This is a genomic window from Streptomyces sp. NPDC003720 (assembly GCF_042875075.1).
Classification (GTDB): domain Bacteria; phylum Actinomycetota; class Actinomycetes; order Streptomycetales; family Streptomycetaceae; genus Streptomyces.
Map to the genome: position 1 here is coordinate 522,307 of NZ_JBIANZ010000005.1, position 24,726 is coordinate 547,032.

At 74.7% G+C, this 24,726-nt stretch carries 24 protein-coding genes; 12 read left to right on the top strand and 12 right to left on the bottom strand.

Annotated features, from left to right (window positions below; all coding sequences use genetic code 11):
- Positions 1 to 62 precede the first annotated feature (62 nt).
- Together ACFYU0_RS16985 and ACFYU0_RS16990 are read left to right on the top strand one after the other, a co-directional pair.
- Entirely contained in the window at positions 63 to 527 is a 465-nt protein-coding gene (locus ACFYU0_RS16985; protein ID WP_389301740.1) for a pyridoxamine 5'-phosphate oxidase family protein, read from the top strand.
- A gap of 61 nt (positions 528 to 588) precedes the next feature.
- Positions 589 to 981: a VOC family protein gene (locus ACFYU0_RS16990; RefSeq protein WP_351671350.1), complete on the top strand. Its 393-nt coding sequence runs from the start codon at positions 589 to 591 to the stop codon at positions 979 to 981.
- 79 nt (positions 982 to 1,060) lie between these two features.
- Here the strand turns inward: ACFYU0_RS16990 and ACFYU0_RS16995 are convergent, their stop codons facing one another.
- Positions 1,061 to 1,363 (bottom strand): DUF4235 domain-containing protein, encoded by a 303-nt coding sequence (locus tag ACFYU0_RS16995; protein ID WP_351671353.1) that lies wholly within the window; start codon positions 1,361 to 1,363, stop codon positions 1,061 to 1,063.
- A gap of 28 nt (positions 1,364 to 1,391) precedes the next feature.
- Positions 1,392 to 2,408 carry a glutathione S-transferase C-terminal domain-containing protein gene (locus tag ACFYU0_RS17000; protein ID WP_351671356.1) on the bottom strand — a complete coding sequence of 339 codons (1,017 nt, stop codon included), beginning with the start codon at positions 2,406 to 2,408 and terminating at the stop codon, positions 1,392 to 1,394.
- A gap of 105 nt (positions 2,409 to 2,513) precedes the next feature.
- On the opposite strand from ACFYU0_RS17000, the gene ACFYU0_RS17005 reads away from it, so the two are divergent.
- On the top strand, positions 2,514 to 3,551 hold the full coding sequence (locus tag ACFYU0_RS17005; protein ID WP_351671359.1) for a cation diffusion facilitator family transporter: 1,038 nt from the start codon (positions 2,514 to 2,516) through the stop codon (positions 3,549 to 3,551).
- Positions 3,552 to 3,659: 108 nt separating this feature from the next.
- Here ACFYU0_RS17005 and ACFYU0_RS17010 read toward each other — a convergent pair whose 3' ends face one another.
- Both ACFYU0_RS17010 and ACFYU0_RS17015 read right to left on the bottom strand, forming a co-directional pair.
- The gene (locus tag ACFYU0_RS17010) at positions 3,660 to 4,109 is read right to left on the bottom strand and encodes a nitroreductase family deazaflavin-dependent oxidoreductase (protein WP_389301745.1); all 450 of its coding nucleotides are present in this window, start codon (positions 4,107 to 4,109) and stop codon (positions 3,660 to 3,662) included.
- Between the two features lie 115 nt (positions 4,110 to 4,224).
- Entirely contained in the window at positions 4,225 to 4,848 is a 624-nt protein-coding gene (locus ACFYU0_RS17015) for a LysE family transporter (RefSeq protein ID WP_389301748.1), read from the bottom strand.
- A gap of 293 nt (positions 4,849 to 5,141) precedes the next feature.
- On the opposite strand from ACFYU0_RS17015, the gene ACFYU0_RS17020 reads away from it, so the two are divergent.
- The 3 genes from ACFYU0_RS17020 (at position 5,142) to ACFYU0_RS17030 (ending at position 7,207) form a co-directional block, all read left to right on the top strand.
- Positions 5,142 to 6,371 (top strand): cytochrome P450, encoded by a 1,230-nt coding sequence (locus ACFYU0_RS17020; RefSeq protein ID WP_389301750.1) that lies wholly within the window; start codon positions 5,142 to 5,144, stop codon positions 6,369 to 6,371.
- 12 nt (positions 6,372 to 6,383) lie between these two features.
- Positions 6,384 to 6,584 carry a ferredoxin gene (locus tag ACFYU0_RS17025; RefSeq protein WP_351671370.1) on the top strand — a complete coding sequence of 67 codons (201 nt, stop codon included), beginning with the start codon at positions 6,384 to 6,386 and terminating at the stop codon, positions 6,582 to 6,584.
- 77 nt (positions 6,585 to 6,661) lie between these two features.
- Positions 6,662 to 7,207 carry a flavoprotein gene (locus ACFYU0_RS17030; protein ID WP_389301754.1) on the top strand — a complete coding sequence of 182 codons (546 nt, stop codon included), beginning with the start codon at positions 6,662 to 6,664 and terminating at the stop codon, positions 7,205 to 7,207.
- A 92-nt stretch (positions 7,208 to 7,299) separates the two neighbouring features.
- On the opposite strand, the gene ACFYU0_RS17035 is transcribed toward ACFYU0_RS17030, so the two are convergent.
- Together ACFYU0_RS17035 and ACFYU0_RS17040 are read right to left on the bottom strand one after the other, a co-directional pair.
- Positions 7,300 to 8,178: a hypothetical protein gene (locus tag ACFYU0_RS17035; protein WP_389301757.1), complete on the bottom strand. Its 879-nt coding sequence runs from the start codon at positions 8,176 to 8,178 to the stop codon at positions 7,300 to 7,302.
- A gap of 137 nt (positions 8,179 to 8,315) precedes the next feature.
- On the bottom strand, positions 8,316 to 9,158 hold the full coding sequence (locus tag ACFYU0_RS17040; RefSeq protein WP_389301935.1) for an endo alpha-1,4 polygalactosaminidase: 843 nt from the start codon (positions 9,156 to 9,158) through the stop codon (positions 8,316 to 8,318).
- A gap of 158 nt (positions 9,159 to 9,316) precedes the next feature.
- Here ACFYU0_RS17040 and ACFYU0_RS17045 point away from each other — a divergent pair, with 158 nt between their 5' ends.
- Positions 9,317 to 10,285 carry an aldo/keto reductase gene (locus tag ACFYU0_RS17045; RefSeq protein ID WP_389301759.1) on the top strand — a complete coding sequence of 323 codons (969 nt, stop codon included), beginning with the start codon at positions 9,317 to 9,319 and terminating at the stop codon, positions 10,283 to 10,285.
- A 370-nt stretch (positions 10,286 to 10,655) separates the two neighbouring features.
- Positions 10,656 to 12,536 (top strand): ricin-type beta-trefoil lectin domain protein, encoded by a 1,881-nt coding sequence (locus tag ACFYU0_RS17050; protein ID WP_389301762.1) that lies wholly within the window; start codon positions 10,656 to 10,658, stop codon positions 12,534 to 12,536.
- Between the two features lie 12 nt (positions 12,537 to 12,548).
- On the opposite strand, the gene ACFYU0_RS17055 is transcribed toward ACFYU0_RS17050, so the two are convergent.
- The 4 genes from ACFYU0_RS17055 to ACFYU0_RS17070 all read right to left on the bottom strand — a co-directional run bounded on the left by ACFYU0_RS17055 (position 12,549) and on the right by ACFYU0_RS17070 (position 16,759).
- Entirely contained in the window at positions 12,549 to 13,043 is a 495-nt protein-coding gene (locus tag ACFYU0_RS17055; protein WP_351671385.1) for a universal stress protein, read from the bottom strand.
- Positions 13,044 to 13,074: 31 nt separating this feature from the next.
- The gene (locus ACFYU0_RS17060) at positions 13,075 to 14,370 is read right to left on the bottom strand and encodes an arsenic transporter (protein WP_389301765.1); all 1,296 of its coding nucleotides are present in this window, start codon (positions 14,368 to 14,370) and stop codon (positions 13,075 to 13,077) included.
- A gap of 130 nt (positions 14,371 to 14,500) precedes the next feature.
- Positions 14,501 to 15,223: a DUF4232 domain-containing protein gene (locus ACFYU0_RS17065; protein ID WP_389301767.1), complete on the bottom strand. Its 723-nt coding sequence runs from the start codon at positions 15,221 to 15,223 to the stop codon at positions 14,501 to 14,503.
- A gap of 147 nt (positions 15,224 to 15,370) precedes the next feature.
- On the bottom strand, positions 15,371 to 16,759 hold the full coding sequence (locus tag ACFYU0_RS17070; protein WP_389301768.1) for a serine/threonine-protein kinase: 1,389 nt from the start codon (positions 16,757 to 16,759) through the stop codon (positions 15,371 to 15,373).
- Between the two features lie 9 nt (positions 16,760 to 16,768).
- On the opposite strand from ACFYU0_RS17070, the gene ACFYU0_RS17075 reads away from it, so the two are divergent.
- The gene (locus tag ACFYU0_RS17075) at positions 16,769 to 17,353 is read left to right on the top strand and encodes an RNA polymerase sigma factor (RefSeq protein ID WP_351671394.1); all 585 of its coding nucleotides are present in this window, start codon (positions 16,769 to 16,771) and stop codon (positions 17,351 to 17,353) included.
- Here the strand turns inward: ACFYU0_RS17075 and ACFYU0_RS17080 are convergent.
- Entirely contained in the window at positions 17,347 to 19,728 is a 2,382-nt protein-coding gene (locus ACFYU0_RS17080) for a SpoIIE family protein phosphatase (RefSeq protein ID WP_389301772.1), read from the bottom strand. The two genes, ACFYU0_RS17075 and ACFYU0_RS17080, sit on opposite strands and share 7 nt — an antisense overlap.
- Before the next feature lie 198 nt (positions 19,729 to 19,926).
- Positions 19,927 to 21,552, bottom strand: a complete 1,626-nt coding sequence (locus ACFYU0_RS17085; RefSeq protein ID WP_351671400.1) for a multicopper oxidase family protein — start codon at positions 21,550 to 21,552, stop codon at positions 19,927 to 19,929.
- A 312-nt stretch (positions 21,553 to 21,864) separates the two neighbouring features.
- Between ACFYU0_RS17085 and ACFYU0_RS17090 the strand changes: the two genes are divergently transcribed.
- From ACFYU0_RS17090 to ACFYU0_RS17100, 3 genes are all read left to right on the top strand, one after another.
- Positions 21,865 to 22,104 carry a hypothetical protein gene (locus ACFYU0_RS17090; RefSeq protein WP_389301774.1) on the top strand — a complete coding sequence of 80 codons (240 nt, stop codon included), beginning with the start codon at positions 21,865 to 21,867 and terminating at the stop codon, positions 22,102 to 22,104.
- A 3-nt stretch (positions 22,105 to 22,107) separates the two neighbouring features.
- The gene (locus tag ACFYU0_RS17095; protein WP_389301777.1) at positions 22,108 to 22,485 is read left to right on the top strand and encodes a toxin Doc; all 378 of its coding nucleotides are present in this window, start codon (positions 22,108 to 22,110) and stop codon (positions 22,483 to 22,485) included.
- Between the two features lie 517 nt (positions 22,486 to 23,002).
- Positions 23,003 to 24,703, top strand: a complete 1,701-nt coding sequence (locus tag ACFYU0_RS17100) for an RICIN domain-containing protein (protein ID WP_389301780.1) — start codon at positions 23,003 to 23,005, stop codon at positions 24,701 to 24,703.
- Positions 24,704 to 24,726 lie beyond the last annotated feature (23 nt).

The following is a 24,726-nucleotide window of genomic DNA, read 5'->3' on the forward strand; positions in this document are numbered from 1 at the left end:
GGTCACACTTGACGCCGTCCGCACGTCCTACGAGCGAGAACCGATGCCGAGGAGGCACGACCATGACCCCGCCGCCCGCCCGCACCGCCGAACAGCGCAAGAAGGACACCCTCCACCGGCTGGAGCACGACGTGGACGCCTGGGTGGCCACCGCGGGCGCGGACGGCGGCGCCCCCTACCTCGTCCCGCTGTCCTTCGTCTGGGACGGCGCCACCCTGCTGATCGCCACCCCGGCGGAGAGCCCCACCGGGCGCAACCTGGCGGCCACCGGGCGGGTCAGGCTGGGCATCGGGCCGACCCGGGACGTCGTCATCGTCGAGGGCGCCGCCCGGGCCCTGTCCCCCGAGGACCTGCCGGAGGAGGACGCCGAGGTCTTCGCCGGGAAGACCGGCTTCGACCCGCGCCGACTCGCCACCCGCTACCTGTACTTCACCGTGCTCCCGCGGCGGGTCCAGGCCTGGCGCGAGGAGAACGAGCTGGCGGGACGGGAGCTGATGCGTGACGGAGCGTGGCTGGTCGCCGACTGAAACGGCGGGACGGGGATATCCGCAGGGAGACCGAGAAGGACGGAATTCCCCAGGAGGAAAGATGCCCCTCGTGACCGCGGGCGTAGTGGTTCTGGACTGCGCCGAGCCGGAGAAACTCGCCGAGTTCTACCAGCAGTTCCTGGACGGGGAACAGACGCACGCGTCCGCGAACCTGGTGGAGATCCGGGGCGGCGACGGCCTCCGGCTCGCCTTCCGCCGGGACGCCAACGCGACGCCGCCGAGCTGGCCGCGTCCGGAGAACTCCCTGCAGGCCCACCTGGAGTTCCTGGTGGCCGACCTGGACGAGGGCGAGCGCCGGGTGGTGGGGCTCGGCGGCCGGCCGATCGAGGCGGGGGACCCGGCGGGGACGTACGAGGAACGCGGCTTCGCCGACCCGGCCGGCCACTCCTTCACCCTGCGCCTCGTGCCGTCGCCGGCCCCGAAGCAGGGATGACGTTCCCGGACGCTCCACCGGGCCGGGCCGGGCGTCGTGAGCCCGGCCCGGCCCGGTGGAGCGATCCGGCCGGCAGGTCCTAGTCCCGGCCGCCCTTCTCCTTGGCCGGCCAGACGCCCGTGGTCCGCTCGATGGCCTTCGCCCCGGTGCGGTCCACGGCGCTGCGCACCACCGCGAAGATGGCGCCCTGGACCGCGGCGGCGAGCAGGATCTCGCCCCAGCCGCGGTCCGGGTCCAGCGCGTCGGGCGCGTCCTCCTCGTGCCGGAAGGCCATCCACGCCTTGCGGAAGGCCATCCCCGCCAGTGTTCCGCCCGCCCAGCTCAGCACGAACCCGACCGGCTGGTAGACGAGTGGGAGCTTGTTCTTCTTTGTCTTCGCCATGGAGGACTCCTTCCTCGTCATACGGTCCTCATGCGGGGCGTCCTCGCTCCGGCACCCGTTCGCCCGGGGGCGGCGGGCCCGGCGGTGTCCCGTCCCCGAACGGCCGTCCTCCCAGCTCCTCGCGGTGATGCGGGGTCAGCCAGCCGTCCAGGTCCGGGCCGAGCGGCACGATCCCGGTGGGGTTGATGCCGGTGTGCACCTGGTAGTAGTGCCGCTTGATGTGGTCGAAGTCGACCGTGTCGCCGAAGCCGGGCGTCTGGAACAGGTCCCGGGCGTACGCCCACAGCACCGGGTTCTCCGTCAGCTTCCAGCGGTTGCACTTGAAGTGGCCGTGGTAGACCGGGTCGAACCGGACCAGCGTGGTGAACAGCCGGATGTCCGCCTCGGTGATCGTGTCGCCGACCAGGTAGCGCCGGCCGGCGAGCCGTTCGGCGAGCAGCTCCAGCCGCCGGAACACCGCCGTGCAGGCCTTCTCGTACTCCGCCTGGTGGGTGGCGAACCCGGCGCGGTACACCCCGTTGTTGAGGTCCGCGTACACCTCGGCCATCACCGTGTCGATCTCGTCGCGCCGGCCCGCCGGGTACAGGTCCGGGGCGCCCTCGCGGTGCAGCTCCGTCCACTCGGTGGCCAGGTCGAGGGTGAGCTGCTGGTAGTCGTTGGTGACGAGCCGGCCGCTGGGCACGTCCACGACCGCCGGCACGCTCACCCCGCCCGGATAACCCGTCTCCCGCTTGTCGTACGCCTCGCTCAGGAAACGGATGCCGAGCACCGGGTCACGGCCGCCGGGGTCCAGGGTGAACCGCCAGCTCCGGTCGTCCTGGACCGGGTCGGCGACGGCCATCGGCAGGGCGTCCTCCAGACCCAGCAGCCGGCGTGAGACGACGGCCCGGCTCGCCCACGGACAGGCGCGGGACACCACCAGCCGGTAACGCCCGGCGGCCACCGGCCAGCCGTCCCGGCCGTCGGCGGTGATCCGGTCGTCGAAATGGCTTCTGGACCGGCTGAACGTCTTGTGTCCGTAGGCGCTGTTGCCGTCGCCGCCCATCTCTCCTCCTCGTCGTGCGCGGGCTTGTGTTCCCGCCACCACGCGTTCCCCTTTTTCGCCCTTCGGCACGGTGTGATCCGGCGGAGCGGGGGCAGTCGGCACCAGGTGAGTGGGACATCCTCTGAGCAGCAGACGGCCGCACGGACGGCCGAGGACTCGAACGGTGAGAAGGGCACCCGGCACAAAGGCGATTCGGGCGGTGACCATCACACCAAGGTCACCGTGCTGGTCGCGCTGGCCGCGAACCTGGTGATCGCCGTGGCCAAGGCCGTCGGCGGGGTGCTGGCGGGCTCGCCCGCGCTGCTGTCGGAGGCGGCGCACTCCGTCGCCGACAGCCTCAACGAAGTCTTCCTGCTGGCCGCGTTGCGGCGCAGCAGCCGTCCCGCCGACCGGCGGCACCCCTTCGGCTACGGCAAGGAGCGGTTCTTCTGGTCCCTCCTGGCGGCGGTCGGCATCTTCGTGATGGGCGGCTGCTTCTCCTTCTTCCAGGGCTTCGAGGCGCTGCGCAGCGGCACGGAGGAGAAGTTCAGCGGCTACGTCGCCGGTCTGATCGTGCTCGGCGTGGCGCTGGTCGCCGAGGGCGCCTCGCTGATGCGGGCCCTGCACCAGGTGCGCCGGCAGGGCGGCGGCCGCGACGCGCTGCGCGACCCGGCGCTGCGCACGGTGGTCGCCGAGGACGGCACGGCGGTCCTCGGTGTGACCCTCGCCCTCATCGGCATGGCCCTGCACATGGTGACCGGCCAGGTCGTCTGGGAGGCCTCCGCGTCCATCGCCATCGGCGCGCTGCTGGTGTACGTCGCCTACCGGCTGGGCCGGGACGCCCGGGACCAGCTCATCGGCGAGGCCGCCGACCCGGAGCTGAGCGGCAGGATCCGCTCGCTGCTGGAGGCCCAGCCGGAGATCGACAGCGTGGAGTCGCTGCTCACGATGAAGATGGGCCTCGACTCCACCCTGGTGGCCGCCCGCATCGACCTGGTGCCGGGCCTGGACAGCGAGCGGGTGGAGGAGGTCTCCGTGCGCATCAAGCGGTCGATCTCCAGCACGGTTCCGGCCGCCGACCACATCTACCTCGACGTGACCGACCGGCCGGCGCGGGAGGCGCGAAGCGGCCCCGCCGCGACGGGGGAGCGCGGCGGGGCCTGACGCACGGGTGCCCGGCCCCGGACGGGTTCATGCCCGCCGGTCCGGCGAATCTCCCGACGGCGCCCGCCGCCCCGGCCGGAACCCGGCTCAGGGCGGCGGGCGCCCCCGTCAGTCCCCGTCGACCGGCTCCAGCACGAACACCGGGATCTCGCGGGACGTCTTGCTCTGGTAGTCGGCGTACGGCGGGAACGCGGCCACCGCACGCTCCCACCACTCGTCCTTCTCCGCGCCGGTGACCTCCCGGGCCCGCATGTCCCGCTTCTCCGCCCCGTCCTGCAGCTCGACGTGCGGATCCGACTTCACGTTGAAGTACCAGACCGGATGCTTGGGCGCGCCGCCCAGCGAGGCGACCGCCGCGTACCGCCCCTCGTGCTCGACCCGCATCAGCGGCGTCTTGCGGATCTTTCCGCTGCGCGCGCCCCGGGTGGTCAATACGATGACCGGCAGCCCGGTGTCCCGCAGCGTGGTGCCCTTGGTGCCCCCGGAACTCTCGTACAGCTCGACCTGCTCGCGCACCCACTGCGTCGGGCTGGGCTCGTACTCGCCCTCAAGTGGCATGGATCCGTCTCCTTCGTCGGTCCGGCGGTTGGTGCTCCGGACGGCCACAACGCCTGCGGCCGTCCGGATCATCCGTACCGCGTGCCCCGTCATCCGCGCGGGTGAACCGGTCCGGCTACGCGGTCATCCGTACCGCCAGCACCAGGATCACGGCGCTGGACAGCAGCGCCGTCGTCAGCCGGCCCCGGTGACCGGTCAGCGAGCGGCCCAGCAGGGCGCCTCCGCCGGCCAGCACGAGCTGCCAGCTCGCCGACGCGGCGAAGGCCGCCGCCACGAACGCCACCCGCTCCAGCGGCCGTCCGGCCTGCGCGGCGCCGCTGCCGAGCACCAGCGCCGCGAAGTAGACGACCGTCATGGGATTGAGCAGGGTGATCCCGAGAAGGCCGAGATACGCCCGTGCCGCGCCGGGAACCGGCCGCTCGGGGCGGGTGGCCGGCCGCCGGGCGCGGTACTGCCGCAGGGCGAGCAGCGCGGTGCGTACCGCGAGTGCCGCGAGGACCAGGGCCGAGGCCCAGCGCAGCGGGTCCAGCACCGGCCGCAGCCCGGCCGCGAGCGCGGCGCCGCCCAGCGTGGCGAGCAGCGCGTACAGTCCGTCGGCCGTGGCGACGCCGAGCGCCGCCGAGGCGCCGGTGCGCAGCGAGGTGCGGGCGGTGAGGGAGACCAGGTAGGTCCCGACCGCGCCCACGGGCACGGCGATCCCGTACCCCGCGAGCAAGCCCGCGAGCAGCGCGCCCGTCATGGGCGCGCGGGATCGGGCCCTCCCGGACGGCCGGGCTGCTGTCGGCCCGGCACCGCGAGGACGGTGGCAGCGGGCGTCGGCAGGAGGGAGTCTGTAAGAGGCATGGGCCGATCCTGGGGCCGCCGCGCCCGCACCGGCAAGCGAATTTCGGCGCGTTCCCGTCCCCGGCCGGCCCGGTCTTCGGCCACATCGCGACGTACGCCGATCTGGCCGAACTTGCCGTCGCCTCATAGGTGCCTCGGGCATCTAATGAAGATCGGCACGACGCGTCTCATCGTCTGCGAGGTCTGCCCATGACGGAACTGACGGACATCACCGGCCCGGGGACCCCGGCCGACCCCGTCGCCTTCCCCCAGGACCGCACCTGCCCCTACCACCCGCCGACCGGATACGAACCGCTGCGCGACGGGCGGAGCCTGTCCCGCGTCACCCTCTTCGACGGCCGCGAGGTCTGGATGGTCACCGGCCACGCCGCCGCCCGCGCGCTGCTCGCCGACCCCCGGCTGTCCACCGACCGCACCCGCCCCGGCTTCCCCGTGCCCACGGCCCGTTTCGCGGCCGTCCGGGACCGCCGGGTGGCGCTGCTCGGCGTCGACGACCCCGAACACCAGACCCAGCGGCGGATGATGATCCCGTCGTTCACCCTCAAGCGCGCGGCCGGGCTGCGCCCGACCATCCAGCGGACCGTGGACGGGCTGCTGGACGCCATGGTCGAGAAGGGCCCGCCGGCCGAGCTGGTCTCCGCCTTCGCCCTGCCCGTGCCCTCCATGGTCATCTGCGGTCTGCTCGGCGTGCCGTACGCCGACCACGAGTTCTTCGAGGAGCAGTCCCGCAAGCTGCTGCGCGGCCCCACGGCCGCCGACTCGCAAGGGGCCCGCGAGCGGCTCGAGGAGTACCTCGGCGGGCTGATCGACGACAAGGAGCGCCAGGCCGGGCGCGGCGAGGGCGTCCTGGACGACCTCGTCCACCAGCGGCTGCGCACCGGCGAGCTGGACCGCCGGGACGTGGTGGCGCTGGCCGTCATCCTGCTGGTGGCCGGCCACGAGACGACCGCCAACATGATCTCCCTCGGCACCTACACCCTGCTGCGGCACCCCGGCCGACTGGCCGAACTGCGCGCCGACCCGGCGCTGCTGCCCGCCGCCGTGGAGGAGCTGATGCGGATGCTCTCGATCGCGGACGGGCTGATCCGACTGGCCCTGGAGGACATCGAGGTCGCCGGCACCACGATCCGGGCCGGTGAGGGCGTCCTCTTCGCCACCTCGGTGATCAACCGCGACGCGTCCGTGTTCGCCGATCCCGACACCCTGGACTTCCACCGCTCCACCCGCCACCACGTGGCCTTCGGCTTCGGCATCCACCAGTGCCTGGGGCAGAACCTGGCCCGCGCCGAACTGGAGATCGCCCTCGGCTCCCTCCTGCGGCGGTTCCCCGGGCTCCGGCTGGCCGCGCCCCCCGAGGAGATCCCGTTCAAACCCGGCGACACGATCCAGGGGATGCTGGAACTCCCCGTGACCTGGTAAGAGGCTCTGGTCATGCACATCGACATCGACAAGGACCGCTGCATCGGCGCCGGCCAGTGCGCGCTGGCCGCGCCGGCCGTGTTCACCCAGGACGACGACGGCTACAGCACGCTGCTCCCCGGCCGGGAGGACGGCGGGGGCGACCCGATGGTCCGGGAGGCGGCCCGCGCCTGCCCGGTGAGCGCGATCAGGGTGACCGAACCGGCGGGCTGAGGGAGCCGGGGCGGCCCCGGGCAGGCGGCCGCCCTCGCCGGTTCGGTCGGGTCGTGCGCTTTCAGTAGGGTCGTGCGATGACCTCACAGGCCGGCAGGCCCTTCCTCTACGTCATCGTCTGCGCGGCCGGGATCGCCGCCGGAGTACCCCGGCTGATCGCCGCGGCCCGTGACCGGGGCTGGGAGGTCGGGGTCATGGCGACCCCGGTCGCGATGGGCGGCTTCTTCGACACGGCGGCCGTCGAGGAGCTGACGGGCCGTCCCATCCGGTCGGCCTGGCGCTCCCCGGCCGATCCGCGCCCGTTCCCGCCGCCGGACGCCGTGGTGGTGGCGCCCGCCACCTTCAACACCGTCAACAAGTGGGCGGCCGGGCTCGCCGACACGCTCGCCGTCGGCACGCTCTGCGAGGCGGCGGGGCTCGGCGTGCCGATCGCCGTCCTGCCCTGCGTGGCGGACGCGCTGGCCGCCCACCCCGCGTACCGGGAGAGCCTGGTCCGGCTGCGCGGGATGGGCGTCCGCTTCGGCGAGCCGTACGCGGGCCCGCCCGGGGAGGACGGCGGACGGCCCGGGTTCGCCTGGGAGAGCGCCCTGGACCTGGTGGAGCGGCCCCCGGCCCCCCGGTAGCCGGCCGGGGCCTGCCGCGGGAGCCCGCCCGGTCCGGCCGGCCCGCCCGGCCCGCCCGCTCCGGGTGGACGACGGGGCCTTCGCGCCGGACCCTAGACGCAGGTCAGCGCCGGTCCGGCGAGCATCGCGCCGGTGTACAGGGACTGGCCCCGAGGCACCCAGTAGCCCAGCTTGGAGACCACGGTGGAGCAGTCGGGTCCGACGGTGACGCGGACCTTCACCTTCTCCGGGTGGCCGGGCTGCAGCGTGGTCAGCGCGCAGTCCAGGGAGTGCCGCAGCCGGGTGTTCGAGGGGTACCGGCCGACCAGCGGGTTGACGCAGCGGGCGTCGTCCGTGGCGATGCGCACACCGGTGGCGGCCTCGCCGATCAGCCCGAGCCGGGCGCTGCCGTCGCCCTCGTCGCCGTCCCGGCGGACCGTGTAGGTCAGCGTGGTGGTCGCGTTGCGCCGCAGCGTGGTCCGGTCGACGGTGACGGCGTGCGTGGGCTTCGCCTTGGGCGCGGTCACGGTGAGCGTCGCCTCGACGGTGCCCCGCAGGTCGACACCCGCGGGCGCCGACCGCACCCGCACGTCGGCGGTGACGTCGTACGTACCGGGGCCCGGGTACTCCTGGGCGTCCGGCAGCGTCCCGGTGGCGAGCGTCCGGCCGGCGCGGTGCGCCGTCCAGGTGCCCTCGGTCCGGCAGGTGTAGCGCACCCGGACGCCGGCGCGCCGGCAGCTCGCCGGGGCGGAGACCGTGAGCTGCGGGGTGCCGCTGCCCAGGCAGACGCTGACGACGGCCAGCTGGCCGTGGGCGCCGCGCAGGGTACCGGCGGGAGCGCACAGGGTGGACGGCGGCTCCTCGCCCGCCCGGGACGGCGCGGACGGCGCGGACCGCGCGGGGGTGGGCTGCCCCCAGGCGGGGGTCACCAGGGCGAGGGGCAGCAGCGCCGCCCCCGCCAGGCTTTTCAGGATGGTGGGACGTGTCGGCACCTGGTGTCCTCCGGGCGGCCGGACCGGCCGGCTGCCGGTCGTCTGGGCCGAGGATGAGCTGACGGTACGACTGTCGGACCGCGCCACGCCGGGCCGGTCACCGGCAGGCGGCACGGCGGGAGGGCCGGTCGGCCCCCTCAGCGCACCTCGCGGACGTAATCCGGCGCGTCCGGCGTGGAGACGTCCAGGTCGCGGCGGACGATGCTCAGCCGGCCGCCCCAGCGGGCCAGGGCCTTGCGCAGGCCCCGGTCGGTGTACTCGATGTCCACCACGAGGTCGTCGAACGCCTTGGCGTACACCTCGCACTCGTCGTACTGCCCGCACTCCTCGGTGACCGCGAAGTCCAGTCCCGCCGCCTTGCGCCGGGCGGCCAGTTCCGCGGTGTTCTTCTGCCCGACGGCCAGTTCGCGGGCGTGCGCGTGCCCGGTGAGCAGGCGAGTGAACGCGATGGCGTCGGCGGCGGTGAGCAGGTGCTTCGAGCGGGTGTAGCTGTCGTAGTTGTCGGGCTCCACGGCGTCGAAGCCCTTCTTCGCGCAGCCGTCGATCCACCGGTTCACCCGCGCCGCCACCCGGCTCCGCTTGGCGGGGGTGCCGATGTCCAGCAGCGGCTCGTCCCAGTCCTCGTCGACGACGAGCCTGCCGCCGCCGTCGCGCAGCAGCAGGTCGGCGGGCCAGTCGGAACGTTCCTGCGGCTGGGCCTGGAAGGCGTTGACGTAGCAGATGTTGTACAGGCCGGGCACGGGGGAGTCGGACCGGTCGCGGCTGACGACGCGGACCCCGCGGGCCGGGGGATAGGCGCCGCCGATCTGGTAGTCGAAGCCGGCGTGCCGCGGCGGCAGGCGGTACGTCTGGGGCTTCGCGGTCCTGACCGGGCCGTCCGGGCCGCAGCCGGCCGGCGCGGTCACGGCGAGGGCCACGGCGAGCACGGCGGCGCCGGCCGTCGTCCCCCGGCCTCCCTTCCGGGAGGCTCCCTTCGTCAGCACGTCCGCTCCGTCGTGTCCCGGTCCCGCCCCCGCTCCGGACCGGCGTGGCACGTCCGGAAATCCAACCGTCCGCCCGCGGCCGTGGTCAAGTCGGGTCCGGGAGCCGGACGTACGCTCCTGAGTGACCATCGCCCCTGAAGGCAGGAGCAGCAACGATGCAGTACGTGAAGCTCGGTTCGACCGGCCTGGACGTGTCGCGGATCTGTCTGGGCTGCATGACCTACGGCCTGCCCGACCGCGGAACGCACGAGTGGACGCTCGACGAGGAGGCGTCCCGTCCGCTGATCCGGCAGGCGCTGGAGGCGGGCGTCAACTTCTTCGACACCGCCAACGTCTACTCCGACGGCACCAGCGAGGAGATCGTCGGCAAGGCGCTGCGCGACTTCGCCGACCGCGACGAGATCGTGCTGGCGACCAAGGTGCACGGCCGGACCCGGCCGGGCCCCAACGGCGCCGGACTGTCCCGCAAGGCCATCCTGACCGAGATCGACCACAGCCTGCGCCGTCTCGGCACCGACTACGTGGACCTCTACCAGATCCACCGCTACGACCACAGCACTCCGATCGAGGAGACGATGGAGGCGCTGCACGACGTGGTCAAGGCGGGCAAGGCCCGGTACATCGGGGCGAGTTCGATGTACGCCTGGGAGTTCGCCAAGGCCCAGCACGCCGCCGACCTGGGCGGCTGGACGCGGTTCGTGTCCATGCAGAACCACTACAACCTGCTCTACCGCGAGGAGGAGCGGGAGATGCTCCCGCTCTGCGCCGACCAGCGCGTGAGCACGCTGCCGTGGAGCCCGCTCGCTCGCGGCCGGCTCACCCGTGACTGGGGCACGGTCACCGAGCGCAGCGCGGGCGACGCCTTCGGCAGCCGCCTGTACCTGGAGAGCGACCGCTCCATCGTCGAGGCGGTGACCCGGATCGCCGGGGACCGGGGCGTGCCGCGCGCCCAGGTGGCGCTGGCCTGGCTGCTGCACCGGGACACGGTGGCCGCGCCGATCGTCGGCGCCGCCCGGCCGGGGCACATCGAGGACGCGGTGGCGTCCGTCGAACTCGAGCTGAGCGAGAAGGAGATGGAGGAACTCGAGCAGCCCTACACACCGCGCGCGATCAGCGGCCACTGACCGCACGGCATCGGTCCGCGCGGGGCGCGCCCGTGCCGTGCGGACCGGCGCTGAGCCCCCGCCGGCCGCCCGGCCGGCGGGGGTGAACGGCGGTAATGCGGCGTAAAGGCTTTCTTGACAATTTGTCAAAAGGGCGGCCGCCCGAATTCCCATGCCGGGAACCGGGAGATCTCTTGTTACCCGGTGTCCGACTGTGTAAAAGTGTGCGCTGTCGGCGCGCAGAAATCTACATTTTCCGCTGTATGCGCCAGGCCGCTCCGTACGCCCCCCACGCTTCAAAAGAGCTGCCACGGCGGCGTTCGAGATGCCGAATCCCGTCCATCCGATTGGTATGGACTAATTTCCGTGTCGCGTCTGGAGGAATGCAGCGGTGAACGACGCAGGCAGGTCGGATTCCGCGCCGACCGGCCGCCGGTTCGATGTCCCGGACGAGCGGCTGAGCGCCGAACTGAGGAAGTGGACGGGAACGTCACCCGCGCTGCACCCGGTCGGTGAACTCCTGGACCGGCACTGGGAAGCCGCCTTCGCCTACGCCCGGCTGTGCACCGACGGGCCCCGGGCCGCGGGCATGCTCACCACCGCCGCCTTCACCCGGCTGTTCGGCGAGTCCATCAGGCAGTCCGGCCCGTCCGCCGCCTGGCGGCCCCATCTGCTGGTCACCGTCCGCCGGATAGCCGCCGAATGGGACGGCGACGGCCGGCAGGAACTGCTGCACCCCGCCCTGCGCACCAACCCCGCCACCGGTGAACGCGCCTCCGCCCGACTGCTCCCGCCCCCCGGCCGGCGGCTGCTCTCCCGGGCCTTCCAGCGGCTCCCCCAGTCCGCCCGCGCCGTGCTGTGGCACATCGAGGTCGAGGCCGAACCCCTGGCTGTACCGGCCGCGTTGCTGGGCCAGGACGAGGACGAGACCCGCGTCGAACTCGGCCGCGCCCGCGAACGCCTGCGCGAGGAATGCCTCCAGGCGCACCGCGAACTCGCGCCCGAGACCGAGTGCCGGCGATACCTGCGCATGCTGGACGTCACCTTCCGGCGCGGCGGCGTCGACGTCGACCCCGATCTGCGGCGGCACCTCGACGGCTGCCGGCACTGCCGGCAGACCGCCGACCAGCTCGCCCAGTTCAACGCGGGGCTCGGCCTGGCCCTCGCCGAGGCCGTCCTCGGCTGGGGCGCCCGCGCCTACCTGGAGGCCCGCGCCACCCTCCCCGAAGCGGCCGCCGCCCCCGCACCCGCACCGGCCGCCGCGCCGCCCGGAGGCGAGGCCTTCGCCCCCACGCCGTCCCGAGCCCCCACGCCGTCCCGCGTCGCCGCCCCGTCCCGCGCCGCCGAGGCATCCCGCCGGGCCGCGCCCGCCGACCCGGCCGGCCCGCCCCGGCCCGGGCCCTCCCGCCGGTCCGCGCACCGGGCCGCCCGCCGCGCCCGCCGCCGTGACCTCGCCCTCGCCGCCGCCGCGGTCAGCGGTCTGGTCGTACTGCCACTCGTCCTGTGGTCCGTGCTGAGCCCGGGCGACGACCCGGCCCCCGCGCCCGGCGCCACCCCCTCCCGGACACCGGGCAAGGGCAGCCCCGACGCGGGCCCGTCCTGGGCCGGTTCGAGCGGGACCACCCAGGGGGCACTGCGCGGCCGGCTGCGCAACCTCGCCTCCGGCCTCTGCGTGGACGTCGCCGGCGGCAGGGCCGTCAAGGGCGCCGAGACCGAACTCGCCACCTGCTCCGCCAGCCCCGCCCAGCAGTGGCGCTACGAGACCGACGGGCTGCTGCGCAACGCCTCCGCGCCGGACCTGTGCCTGGACTCCCACCTCGGCTACTCGGTCCGGCTGGCCCCCTGCTCGGCCACCGCGAAGTCCGCCAAGGACATCCGCTACGACTTCACCCTCCAGGGCGCGCTCGTGCCCCGCTCGGACCAGGACCTGGCACTGGTCCCGGCCGCCACCGACGGATCCGGCGCCCTCGTGCTCAAGACGCGGACCGCGGCCTCGGTCCAGCGCTGGAGCGTCGACACCGCGACCCCCGACCTGGAGATGCAGATCGTCAACTGGGACATCGGGAGCACTCCCGCGCCGGCCCCGTCGGCCACCGTCGCGCCCAGGGCCGCCGAGCCCCCGTCCCCGTCGCCCACGCCCACCCCGACGGCGGACCCGTCCACCTCACCGCCGACGGACACGCCCAGCCCCGACTACTGCTCGGTCCACCCCGATCACTGCTCCTGGGGCGGCGGCGGATACGGCGGAGGCGGCGGACGCCACCACCACTGATCCGCCGCCGGCTCAGTGGTGGTGATGCGGCGGCGGGGGCGGGATCGTCGCCAGCCCCGGGGCCGGCTCCGGCCAGACCAGCAGCACCGGGCAGGGCGCGTGGTCGACGGCGAACCGGACGGCCGGGCCCAGACTGCGGGGCCCGAGCCGCGAGCGGTCGCCGTCCCGCGCCAGCACCAGCAGATCGGCGCCCTCCGCGGCGGCCACCACCTCCCGCTCGACCCGCCCGGCCCGTACCGCGCGGACGCTCGGCCGCCCCAGCCGCTCCGCCGCCGCGTCCAGGATCCCGGCGGTGGAAGTGCCCTCCAGCGTCTCCAGCAGCCCGCCCGGGTCCCGTTCGGGATGGCCGCGGCCCAGAAGCCCCGCGAACGCGCCGTGCGCCACCCCGGGCACGTCCGGGCCGGAGACGTGCAGCAGCACCACCTCGGCGTCCGGCGGGGCATGGGTGCGTACGGCGTCCACACAGGCGGGCCAGGTGCCCTCGACGAGCCAGGCGATCACGCGCATCCGGCCGGCCTCCCTCGGCTCACACAATCCCTCAGAGAATCTGCAGCGCCCCCCACAGTGCCACCACGGACACCGCCAGCGAACAGGGCACGGCGATCAGACCCAGCCGGGTGAACTCCCCGAGGTCCACGCCGTGCTCGTGCTGGTGCACGATCCGCCGCCACAGCAGGGTGGCCAGCGACCCGGCGTACGTCAGGTTGGGGCCGATGTTCACCCCGAGCAGCACCGCGAGCACCGCGCCGGAACCGGCCGGAGCGGCGAGCGGCAGCAGCACCAGCACGGCCGGCAGGTTGTTGATGAGGTTGGCCAGCACCGCGGCCAGCGCCGCGGTCCCCAGCAGCGCGGCGAGCCCGGTGCCGCCGGGCAGCACCCGCCCGAGCACGTCCGCGAGCCCGTTGTCGACGACGGCGCGCACCACGACGCCCAGCGCCAGCACGAACGCCAGGAACGCCGGGGCCGCCGCCCGCACCACGGCCAGGGGCGTCGCCCTGCGCCGCAGCAGCGCCCGCCCGGCCAGCACCAGGGCGCCCGCCGCGGCCACCCACGCCGGGTCCACGCCGAACGCCGACGCCACCACGAAGCCCGCCAGCGTGCAGCCCACGGTCACCAGCGCGAACAACGGCAGCGGCGGCGCCTCGGCGGCCTCCCCGGGCACCGGGGCCGCGGCCGTCAGGTCCCGGGCGAAGAACCGCCGGAACACCAGGTACTCGGCGCCGATCGCCACCAGCCAGGGCAGCGCCATCAGGGCCGCGAACCGGGTGAAGCTCAGCCCGCTCGCCGCGAACGCGAGCAGGTTCGTCAGGTTGGACACGGGCAGCAGCAGCGACGCCGTGTTGGACAGGTGGGTGCACGCGTACACATGCGGTTTGGGCCGTACGCCGGTGCGTGCGGCGGTGGCGAAGACGACCGGCGTCAGCAGCACGATGGTGGCGTCCAGGCTGAGCACCGCCGTGATCGCCGACGCCAGTGCGAACACCGCCGTCAGCAGCCGCACCGGCCGGCCCTCCGCCCAGCGCGCCATCCACGCGCCGCACGCCTGGAACAGCCCCTCCACGTCGCAGAAGTGGGCGAGCACCAGCACCGCCGCCAGGAAGCCGACCACGGGCCCGAGCCGCTCCGCCTCCGCCCGGGCGTGCTCCAGCGGGATCGCGCCGGTCGCGATCACGAGACCGGCGGCGGGCACGGCCAGCGCGGCCTCCGGCCATCCGAAGGGACGTACGACGGCCCAGGCCAGCACGGCGACGAGCAGCACGGCCGACAGGGCCTCGGCGAGCGGGGTGTTCAGGGCGGGTCCTTCCGGATCGGGTCTCAGGTGGTGCCCGCCCATGAAAGCAAACGCCGGCGCGCGCACCACGCCGACCTGGTGCCCGCCGCGCCCGGGAATCCGTCCCGGACCGGCACGGCGGTTTCCGCCGTCAAGGCAGGACGGCGGAAACCGGCATGCCGGCGGAAGCCGGTCAGGCGCCGGTGCCGGGACTGAAGACGGTCAGGAACACGGAGGAGGAGTTACCGCCGACCGGGACCTCCCCGGCCGTCCACGCCACCTGCAGGTGGTCCCGCTCGTCCGGCGGGGTGATCAGCAGGCCGGCCGGCCTGGCCGTCTTCGCCTCGCTGATCTCCGGGTTGGAGAAGGTCAGGCCGGCCCAGGCGCTCTGCCCGGGCTTGAGCGTGACGGTCGCCGGGGAACCGGAGGAGCGCTTGGGGTCGGGGCCGAGCTGCGCGCCGGAGGCGTTCACGAAGGCCGCGCCCGGATAGCCGCGCAGGGTGCAGGTCCGGCCGGACTTGTTGGTGAGCACGAGGGGGTAGTTCTCCTGGCCGGCGCCCGGGTTGTTGCGGCCGACGGCGGCCCGCAGCTCCGAGGTGTGGCACCGGGTGCTGGTGGCGGCGGTCTTCCCGCCGCTGTCCGCGCCGGTGCCGGTCTTCGTGCCGCTGCCGGCGCCGCCGGACGCCGTGCCCGTCTTCGGGGCGGCGGACGAGGCCGTGCCGCCGGGGGTGGAGGCGGCGGGGGAGGAGACGGTGGTGGCCGGGCTGCCGCCGGCCTCGGTGGCCGGACCCGCCGTGCCCGACACCTTCTGGGGCGCGGAGCCGTCCTGGCTGCCGCAGGCGGTCAGCAGGCCCAGCACGGCGACCGCGCCCGCGAGCAGGGCCCCGCGCCGCGGGGACCGGGATGAGTACGCCATGTCGCTCACTCCTGGATCTTCACGGCACGCGTCGGGCGCGTGCCTCCGGCGCCGGGTGCGCCGTCACCACACTCCGATGCGCGGGGCGCCGGAAAAGTTCGCCTCGCCCGGAAATCCCTTCCCCGCACCGCCGCGCGCGGAACGTGTTCAGGTGACCCGCAGTGAGCGGAGTACCCCGTCGGTGCCGTCGGCGCCATCCCGCCGGCGGACCTGTACGTACACCTGGGGCCCCGCGGAGCCCCCCGCAGGCACCAGGGCCGACTCGGTGACCGAGCCGCCGTCCGGGCAGTCGCTCCAGGCCCGGACGCGGCCACGCCACCGGTCGCTCGCGAAGCTCCGGGAGCCGTCGTAGTGACAGCCCGGGTGGGTGAGGGCGTTCACCCGGGCGGTGACGTCGCCGTGCCCGCCGAGCCCGGCGAACACCCCGTCGACGCCCGCCCTCAGGTCGGCCCAGCGGGACAGGTCGCCGGCGACCACCAGACCCGGCTGGTGCCCGGCAGGCAGCCCGAGGACGCGCGGGTCCCAGCCGGAGTCGCGCAGCTCGCCGGCCCAGCCCGCCGGCACCTCGACCGAGATCCGGCCGGTGGCGTCCCGCACCTCGGTCCGGCCGCCGGAGCCGGAGCGGTGCAGCGCCAGTGTCACGGCGACCGCGGCCGCCACGGCGGCCACCACCGCGGCCAGTACCAGCGTCCCGGCGCCGAGCCGCCGCCGGACGCCGTCGAGTCGCCCGCCCACCCCGCCGCGGGCGGGCGCCGCGAGCCGGTCCAGCTCGTCCGCGAACGCCAGCGCCCCGGGCCAGCGCCGCTCCCGGTCCGGTTCGAGGGCGCGCAGCAGGGCCCGCTCGGCGTCCGCGCCCAGGTCCGGCCGCAGCCGGCCGGGCGGCACGACCTTCCCGGGCGGTCCCGGCACGGCGCCGGTGACCAGCTCGTAGCCGACCGCGCCCAGGCTGTACACGTCGGCGCGGGCGTCGATGCCCGCGCCCGGCTCGGCCTGCTCCGGCGGCTGGTAGCCCGCCGAGCCGGCCGCCAGGGTGAGCACCGAGGCCTGCGCCAGGCTCTTGGCCAGCCCCAGGTCGGCCAGCAGCACCCTTCGTTCGCCGTCCGGGGCGGTGTGCAGCAGCACGTTGGTCGGCTTGATGTCGCGGTGCACGATGCCGGCCTCGTGCAGCGCGGCGGCGCCGCGCGCGGCCAGCGCGGTCAGCGCGAGCGCCCGCGGCACCGGCAGCGGACCGGCCGTCAGCAGATCGGCGAGCGTGCCGCCGTCGGCGTACTCCATGACGAAGTATGGTCTGCCGTCGGGGAGTTCGCCCATGTCGTAGACCTGCACCACCCGGCTGGAACCGGCCCGGCGCAGCAGCCGCGCCTCGGACAGGAAGCGTTCGCGGACGTCGAGCCGGTGCGCCCAGTTCTCGGCGAGGACCTTCACCGCCACCGGGGCGTCGAGCTCGTCGTCGTGGGCGAGCCACACCGTGGCGAAGGCGCCGGTGCCCAGGCGCCGTTGGAGGCGGTAGCGGCCGATCCGCTCCAAGGAGTGCATACGACTATCATGCCTGCCCTGAGATCGACTTCCAGGGGGCCCGACGTGCCGGACGAGGCGACGGCCGAAGACCTTGCCCGGAGCGCCGCCGCCGGCGACCGGGAGGCGCTGGACCGGCTGCTGACCGGGCTGCGGCCCGAGGTGGTGCGCCGCTGCGGACGGTTCCTGCCCTGCCGGGAGGACGCCGAGGAGGCGGCGCAGGACGTGCTGCTCCAGGTGGCCCGGCACATCTCCGGCTTCGAGGGCCGCAGCCGCTTCAGCACCTGGCTCCACACCGTCGTCGCCAACTGCTGCCGGCAGAAGTACCGCGAGCTGAAGCGGCGGGCGGCCGAGCGGCCCGCCGTCATCGAGCCCGCCGAACACGTCGACCCGCGCACCACCAGCGTCATCGCCGGCTCCCGGGTGGACCTGCTGGAGGCCCTCGACCGGCTGGAGCGCGAGCACCCGCACCTGGTCGCGCCCCTGGTGTACCGGGACGTCTGCCGGCTCGACTACGCGGAGGCCGCCGAGCGCGCCGGCATCCCGCTCGGCACGTTCAAGTCCCGCCTGCACGAGGCCCGCAAGCGGGTACGGCCCTGGCTGCGGGTCTACTGAACCTCGGTCAGCGCCAGTTCCGCCCAGATGGTCTTGCCCTCCGGCGTGTGCCTGCTGCCCCACCGCTGGGTGAGCTGGGCGACCAGCAGCAGCCCGCGGCCGCCCTCGTCGAAGGTCTTGGCGCGCCTGAGGTGCGGCGCGGTGTGGCTGGCATCGGACACCTCGACGATCAGCGTGGCCTCGTCATGGATCAGCCGCAGCCTGATCGGCCGCGCGCCGTACCGGATGGCGTTGGTGACCAGTTCGCTCACCACCAGCTCCGCGGTGAACGCGACCTCGCTCAGCGACCACAGGTCGAGCTGATCCAGCACCTGCTTGCGGATCGGCGCGACCAGCGCCGGGTCGGCGGGGATGTCCCAGGTCGACACCTGGGAGGCGGGCAGCCCCCGGGTACGGGCCAGCAGCAGGGCCACGTCGTCGGTGGCCTCGCCCGGCGGCAGCAGGGTCTGCAGGACCAGGTCGCAGGTCTCGTCAAGGGAGCCCGCGTACGCCTTCAGCGCCTCCACGAGCAGCCCCCTGCCGACGTCCAGATCCCGCTTGCGGGACTTCACCAGACCGTCGGTGTACAGGGCGAGCACGGTGCCCTCGGGCAGCTCGACCTCCGCGGACTCGAACGGCAGCCCGCCCAGTCCGAGCGGGGGGCCGGAGGGCAGGTCCAGCTCGTGCGGCTCGCCGCCCGGCCGCAGCACCAGCGGCTGCGGGTGCCCCGCGCGGGCCAGCGTGCAGCGCCTGGACACCGGGTCGTACACGGCGTAGAGGCAGGTGGCGCCCACCTCGCCGGGGCTGTCGTCGCCGCTGTACTGCTCCGCCAGCCGGATCACCAGGTCGTCGAGGTGGGTGAGCAGTTCGTCGGGGGCCAGGTCGAGGTCGGCGAGGGTGCCGACGGCGGTGCGCAGCCGGCCCATGGTGGCCGAGGCCTGGATACCGTGCCCGACGACGTCACCGACGACCATCGCGACCCGCATCCCCGACAGCGGGATGACGTCGAACCAGTCGCCGCCCACCCCGGCCCGGGCCGCCGGCAGATACCGCGAGCGGGCCTGCAGGGCGGCCGTGCGGGGCATCGTGCGGGGCAGCAGGCTGCGCTGCAGGGCGAGGGCGGTCTCCCGCTCGCGGGAGTAGCGCCGCGCGTTGTCGATGCAGACGGCGGCCCGGGCGGTGATCTCCTCGGCCAGCAGCACGTCGTCGGCGGTGAAGGAGTCCGGCCGCCGGTGCCGGGTGAGGACCGCGACCCCGAGGGTCAGGCCGCGCGCCCGGATCGGCACCGACATCGTCGAGTGGATGCCGAACCTCCTGACGACCTGGTCGCGGGCGGTGTGCCAGCTGTGCCACCTGGCCATGTCACCGGCGGCCTCGGAGGCGATGATCGTGCGGCCCGCGGTCAGCGCGTCGGCCTGCGGGGAGAAGTCCGGGTACAGCTCCGCCCGCCCCGGCCGGACCACCGCCTCCGGCGCACCGCCGAGCACGGACTGGTGGGCGGTGCGGCGCAGCCGCAGGGGCGCCGTGACGCGCGCGGGGGGCTCGCCGTCGTACTCCTGCGGGTCCAGCAGGTCGATGGTCACGAAGTCGGCGAGCACGGGTACGCACACGTCCGCCAGCTCCTGGGCCGTACGCGTGATGTCCAGCGTGGTGCCGATCCGCGCGCCGGCCTCGTTGACCACCTGCAGCCGCCGGCGGGCCAGGTGGTTGTCGGTGACGTCGTGCGCGGCCAGGCACACGCCGACCACCCGGCCCCGGGCGTCGGTGATCGGGGCCATCCGGGTGAGCCAGGCCGTGACCCGGTCGTCCCCGCCGATGTCGCCGGTGTTCTCCATGTCCAGCGGCAGGCCGCTGGACAGCACCTGGAGCATGCCGCGCTCCACGTCCTCCGCCGGGGCCTGTCCGCCCAGCTCCGTGATCCGCAGACCCTTCACGCGCTCCTCGGGCAGCCCGATGAAGCCGGCCATGGCCTCGTTCATGCGCCGCAGGCGGAGCTGGTCGTCGTAGAGCGCGACCGCGCAGGGCGACTGGAGGAGGCTCGCCCCGGCCAGGGTGTCGTCGTCCAGGGCGTGCGGCCCGGCGTCGGTCAGCGGGGAGACGACCAGCCAGTCGGCGCCGTGGCCGTCGTCGGGCGGCCGGCGGTGGGCGAGCAGCCACACGGGGACGGTACGGCCGTCCCGGTGGCGCAGTTCCACCGTCCCGGTCCAGCGCGTGCCGAACGGCGCCGCCGGCATGCCCTCCCCGGCCAGCAGGGCGGCCGCGGGGCGGCCCACGACGGACTCCGGCGGGTGGCCGAGCAGGCGCCGCGCGCCCTCGTTCCACTCGACCAGTGTTCCGTCGTCGTCGATGACGGCCCGGGCCGTGGCCGCATCGTCGAACGGATAGACCCGGCTCATCGTCGCCGCTCCCAGCGCACACTCACAGTGAACAGGTGGTACCACGCGCATTCCAGCGTAGTGCGTGGCGCACCTCCCGCGGGGACGGCGAACCCGGCGGCCGGGTCGGTCCGCCGGACGGGGCCGGGGCGCCTTCCCGGCCGCCCGGACGCCCGGCCCCGTCCGCGGCGGACCGGGGGCGGGGACGCGGACACCGGGTCAGGCGCGGTAGCCGAGGATGGTCATCATGCCGCTCTCCGAGTGGTACTGATTGTGGCAGTGCAGCATCCACAGCCCGGGGTTGTCCGCGTCGAACTCGACGACCAGCTTGCGGTGCGGCAGCACGATGGCCGTGTCCTTGCGCGCGCCCGCGCCGTCGAGTCCCGCGACGGCGAACGTGTGGCCGTGCAGGTGCATGGGGTGCCACATGTCGGTGGCGTTGATGAGGGTGAGCCGCACCCGCTCGCCGGCGCGCACCGGGTGGCGCTGACGGACGGAGTACGGCCGGTGGTCGAAGCCCCAGTCGTACTTCTCCATCGTGCCGGTGATCCTGATGCGCATCTCGCGGTCGGGGTCGCGGTCGTCCAGGGCGACGGAGTCGTCCGGCCGCAGGCGCCGGGCCGGGACCAGGTTGCGGTCGAGCCCGTCCGGGCGGACGTCCGCAGGGGGCACGTTGCGGCCCTTGTCGGTGCGCAGGACGGCGAGGGCCTGGCCCCTCTTGCCCTCGGCCAGGGCGACGAACGGGAACGCGCCGTCCTTGGCGGTGACGAGGACGTCGTAGCGCTCGGCCATGCCGACGAGCAGTGCGTCGGTCTCGGTGTGCCGCACCGGGTAGCCGTCGGTGTGCGTGACGGTCATCGGGTGCCCGTCCAGCGCCACCCGGAAGGCGGTCTCGGAACCGGCGTTGATGATGCGCAGCCGCACGCGCTCGCCGGGCCGGCACCGGAACACCGACGGGTGGCCGGCGGTGCGGCCGTTGACGAGGTAGAGGGGGTAGTCGACGCTGCCGGCGTCCCCGTGCAGCATCTCGCTGTACGCGTGGTGCAGCACCCGGCTGGGCCCGCCGGACGCCCGGGAGTGCGCGGCGTGCGGGGCCGCCGTCCCGCCGGAACGGGTCGCGGCCGGCTCGGGGCCCATGGCCATGCCCTCCATCTTCATGCCCTTGGGCATGAGCTGACGGAGCACCTGGTCGGGCGTGGAGCCCTGGACGCCGTCGAGCCAGTCGTCCAGGACGATGACCCACTCCTTGTCGTAGGCGAGGGGTTCCCGGGGGTCGTCGACGATGAAGGGCGCGTACAGGCCGCGGTCGGGCTGCATGCCGACGTGGGAGTGGAGCAGGAACGTGCCCGGGTGCGAGACCGTGAAGCGGTAGGTGAAGTCGGTCCCGGGCGCGATGGCGTTCTGGGTCAGGCCCGGGACGCCGTCCATGTCACAGCGCATGCGCACGCCGTGCGAGTGCAGGGTGGTGGTGTCCGGCAGCCGGTTGGCGAGGGTGAGGCTGAGGACGTCGCCTGCGGTGACGCGCACCAGCGGGCCGGGCAGTTGCTCGTGGTACGCCCAGGTGCGCACCTGCCGGCCGCCGAGGTCAAGGGTGTGCTCGGCGGCCGTGAACCTGAGCATGCGCACCGGGCCGGAGCCGCGTCTGCGCTCGGCGGCACGCACCTCGGGACCCGACGGCTCGACATATCCCTTCGGCCCGGGCGGAACGAAGTCCCCCTGGACGGTCCCCGCGGCCGCTGGGCCGGAACGGGGGCGGGGGCGGGAGTCGGTGCAGGCAGCCAGCAGTCCCGCGCCGGCCGCAGCGAACGGGGCTTGGAGCAGGGTACGCCGCGAAGGTGTGTGCATAAATGAAATAAGACACGTTTCGATCTGATATGTGCGGGATCCCGGGCGGCGCGTCCGATGGTGTCGGCGGCTGGGCCGTGCGTGCGCCGACCCGTTCCCGCGCGCCGGGCGGCGGGCGCGCCGTGTTGCCCTGCCGGGGGCGGCGGCGCGAGAGTGGGGGCCACCGGACTGCTTGGGGGTGTGGACCGTGTGCGTGGGCCTCGTGTCACCGGCGGAGAACGGCCATGGCCCCGGAGTTCGGCAGGTACCGGGACGAAGTAGCTGTGACCTGCCGATATTTACGGGTGAGTACCCGAGCGGTACCGTTGGCGCATGCCAGCTCTCAACGTGGAGTTCACTGACCGCGAACTGGAGGACCTGCGCCAGATCGCCAAGGAGCGCGGTACGTCGATGAAGGCGCTGGTGCGCGAGGCCGCCGCCGCCGACATCGCCCGCCACCGGGCGCTGCAGGAGGGCGCGGAGGCGTTCCGGAGCTTCTTCACCGCCCACGCCGAGGAGTTCGCGGCCGCGTTCCCCGACGACGAACGCCGGGCCAGCGGCGAGGCCGCCTGAGCGATGCCACCCGTCATCCACATAGACGTCCCCTGGCTGCTGCAGCGGCACGAGGAGGTCCTGCCGGACCAGCCCACGGTCGACGACTTCTCCGCGCTGGTCGCCGCCGTCGCCCGGCACCGCGTCGACCCGCCCCGGCTCGGCGTGGCCTCCGACCCCGCCTGGCGGGCCGCCGCCCTGCTGCACACCCTCACCGTGCTCAAGCCGCTGCCGTCGGCCAACGCCCGCTTCGCCTGCGCGACCGCGGTGGCCTACATGTTCGTCAGCGGCGCCGGCATCGACGCGCCCTACGGCGCCCTCGTCGACCTCGCCCGCGACCTGATGTCCGGCAAGACGGACGTGTACGGCGCCGCCGACCGGCTGCGTTCCTGGCAGATCTGAGACGGTCCCGGCCGGCGGGGGAAGCCGCCGGGGCCGCCGGCCGGGGGCGCCCGCACGGAACGGGCCGCCGGCCGTGGGCAGTGGGACGGGGCCGGCGGCCGGTTGCGCGGGGGAGGGCTTCCTCCGGCTCTCGGCTTCGCCGAGCCGGGACCGTCCCGCCGCGCGGCCTTCCGAGGGGCCGGGGCCAGTCCACCACCCGGTCGCGCGCCCCGGGAGCGTGCGTGGCCGGCCGGTGCGTGCGCGGTGTTCACACGGGGCACGAGGAAATGGGAAAGGGGCGGCGGAGAACCGTTTCCGCGGCGCCCGTCCGGCTTCGTCCCGAAGGCCGCCGATGTCGTGCGAATGCCTTGTTCCGTGTGTGGAGGTTGTGCAAGGGTTGAAACACGGTGCGGGGGGTAATCGCCAGCAATCTCAAGGCAGTTGGGACGGGCCGGTCCGGAACCGGTGAATTCCCGCTCCCCGCGCGTATCCGGCGATCGGCAATCGACGCACCACACCCATCAAAGGATTCCGCTCAGTGCCAACCCCCCACCCCCCTCACCCTCCCTATCCGCCGCCGGGCGGCGACCCCGGGGAGTCCGACGAGTTCCTGGCCGTCCCGCTGCGAGCCGGTTCCGACGCGGAGGCCGCCCGGTCCACCGCGCTGCTGATGGCCCGCCACTGGCATGCCGCACACGACTACGCCGTCGTCTGCCTGGCCGCACAGGGACCGGTCGCCCACATGGTCACCGGCGCCGCCTTCCACCGGACGCTCGCCCGGCTCGCGCTCGGCGAGCCCGCCGAGGCCGTCCGGCCCCGCCTGCTGGTGGCCGTCCGGGACACGGTCCTGAACTGGTCCGCCGAGGACCGGATAGCCGCCGTACTGCCGGCCCTGCGAAAACCCGCCGGGGGCCGCGGTATGCGCAACGCGAAGACCCTGATACCGGAAAACCGCGCCCTCTCCGAACGTTCTTTCCAGAGCCTTCCGCGACTCGAACAGGCGTTGCTGTGGCACGTCGAGGTCGAGGCCGAGCCTTTGGACATACCCGCGGCCCTGCTCGGCCTGGATCCCGGCAGCGCGGCGGCGGCACTCGAACAGGCGCGGGAGAAATTCCGGGAAGGCTGCGTGCGGGCCCACCGGGAACTCGCGCCGAGTTCCGACTGCCGTCACTACAACCGCCTTCTGGACGCGCCGATCCGCCGCGGCGGCGCCCTGCTGCCGGACGTCCGGCAGCACCTCACCGGCTGCCGCTACTGCCGGCACGCCGCCGAGCAACTGGGCCGCATCGAGGGCGGACTCGGCGTACTGCTGGCCGAGGCGGTGCTCGGCTGGGGCGCCCGGCGGTATCTGGAGTCGCGCCCCGGCCGGTCCGGACCCGCCCGGGGCGCCTCGCAGGGCCCCGCCGGACGAGGGCGCGGCGGCGGGCGGCGCGGACCGCTGGAAGGGGCGCCGCCACGGACGTCCGGCGGACGCCGCAGACGCGGCAGGGCGTCCGGGCCGTTCGGCGCGGTCCCGACGCCCGCGTCGGGATGGCCGGCCAGGACGCTGCTCGTGGGGGTCGCGGTCGCCTCCGCCGCGCTGCTCGCCACCGTCGTCGCCCTCAGCGCCTGGCCCGACGGCGGCGACCACACCGACCCGGTCGCCTCCGAAGCGGCCCCGGGCGCCGGCGTCCGGCCCCCGACCGGGGCCGACGGCTCGCCCGGCACCGCGGGCCTCCCCACGGCCGGCCGGCCCGCCCGGCTGCGCAACGCCGCGACCGGTCTGTGCCTGGACGTGCGGGGCGAGGCGCGGGCGGGCGCGAGCGTGGTGCTCGCCGCCTGCTCGGCCGCGCCGGCACAGCAGTGGACGTACGAGGCCGACGGGCTGCTGCGCAGCGCCGCCGACCCCCGTCTGTGCCTGGACTCGCACGCCGACGCGGGCGTGGTCATCCTCGGCCGGTGCGCGGGGGCGGGGGAGCGGAGGGGCGACGACGTGCGCTACGACCTCACCGTGCGGGGCGAGTTGCCGCCCCGCTGGGACCCGACCCTCGCGCTCGCTCCGGCCGGCGACGGGGCGGGCGCCGACGTCGTCGTCAAGGTCCGCGACGGCTCCGCCGCCCAGCGCTGGCGCACCGACGCCCCGTCCGCGAGCCCGGGCTCCCTGTCGGTCGCCGGCGGCGGCTCCCCGGGGTCCGGGGCGGCGCCGTCCGCCGGGCGCGCCCCGGCCCGGCCGGCCGTGCTGCCGGGGACGGGGACGTAGCGACTACGGCCGGTGCCGCCGCC

What these genes read in the sequence shown, in the direction of transcription:
- ACFYU0_RS17020 (WP_389301750.1), top strand. Translation starts at nt 5,142, where the DNA reads ATGACGGAACTGACGGACATCACCGGCCCGGGGACCCCGGCCGACCCC.
- ACFYU0_RS17060 (WP_389301765.1), bottom strand. Translation starts at nt 14,370, where the DNA reads ATGGGCGGGCACCACCTGAGACCCGATCCGGAAGGACCCGCCCTGAAC.
- ACFYU0_RS17045 (WP_389301759.1), top strand. Translation starts at nt 9,317, where the DNA reads ATGCAGTACGTGAAGCTCGGTTCGACCGGCCTGGACGTGTCGCGGATC.
- ACFYU0_RS17065 (WP_389301767.1), bottom strand. Translation starts at nt 15,223, where the DNA reads ATGGCGTACTCATCCCGGTCCCCGCGGCGCGGGGCCCTGCTCGCGGGC.
- ACFYU0_RS16985 (WP_389301740.1), top strand. Translation starts at nt 63, where the DNA reads ATGACCCCGCCGCCCGCCCGCACCGCCGAACAGCGCAAGAAGGACACC.
- ACFYU0_RS16995 (WP_351671353.1), bottom strand. Translation starts at nt 1,363, where the DNA reads ATGGCGAAGACAAAGAAGAACAAGCTCCCACTCGTCTACCAGCCGGTC.
- ACFYU0_RS17000 (WP_351671356.1), bottom strand. Translation starts at nt 2,408, where the DNA reads ATGGGCGGCGACGGCAACAGCGCCTACGGACACAAGACGTTCAGCCGG.
- ACFYU0_RS17090 (WP_389301774.1), top strand. Translation starts at nt 21,865, where the DNA reads ATGCCAGCTCTCAACGTGGAGTTCACTGACCGCGAACTGGAGGACCTG.
- ACFYU0_RS17030 (WP_389301754.1), top strand. Translation starts at nt 6,662, where the DNA reads ATGACCTCACAGGCCGGCAGGCCCTTCCTCTACGTCATCGTCTGCGCG.
- ACFYU0_RS17070 (WP_389301768.1), bottom strand. Translation starts at nt 16,759, where the DNA reads ATGCACTCCTTGGAGCGGATCGGCCGCTACCGCCTCCAACGGCGCCTG.
- ACFYU0_RS17025 (WP_351671370.1), top strand. Translation starts at nt 6,384, where the DNA reads ATGCACATCGACATCGACAAGGACCGCTGCATCGGCGCCGGCCAGTGC.
- ACFYU0_RS17055 (WP_351671385.1), bottom strand. Translation starts at nt 13,043, where the DNA reads ATGCGCGTGATCGCCTGGCTCGTCGAGGGCACCTGGCCCGCCTGTGTG.
- ACFYU0_RS17085 (WP_351671400.1), bottom strand. Translation starts at nt 21,552, where the DNA reads ATGCACACACCTTCGCGGCGTACCCTGCTCCAAGCCCCGTTCGCTGCG.
- ACFYU0_RS17015 (WP_389301748.1), bottom strand. Translation starts at nt 4,848, where the DNA reads ATGACGGGCGCGCTGCTCGCGGGCTTGCTCGCGGGGTACGGGATCGCC.
- ACFYU0_RS17010 (WP_389301745.1), bottom strand. Translation starts at nt 4,109, where the DNA reads ATGCCACTTGAGGGCGAGTACGAGCCCAGCCCGACGCAGTGGGTGCGC.
- ACFYU0_RS17080 (WP_389301772.1), bottom strand. Translation starts at nt 19,728, where the DNA reads ATGAGCCGGGTCTATCCGTTCGACGATGCGGCCACGGCCCGGGCCGTC.
- ACFYU0_RS17075 (WP_351671394.1), top strand. Translation starts at nt 16,769, where the DNA reads ATGCCTGCCCTGAGATCGACTTCCAGGGGGCCCGACGTGCCGGACGAG.
- ACFYU0_RS16990 (WP_351671350.1), top strand. Translation starts at nt 589, where the DNA reads ATGCCCCTCGTGACCGCGGGCGTAGTGGTTCTGGACTGCGCCGAGCCG.
- ACFYU0_RS17095 (WP_389301777.1), top strand. Translation starts at nt 22,108, where the DNA reads ATGCCACCCGTCATCCACATAGACGTCCCCTGGCTGCTGCAGCGGCAC.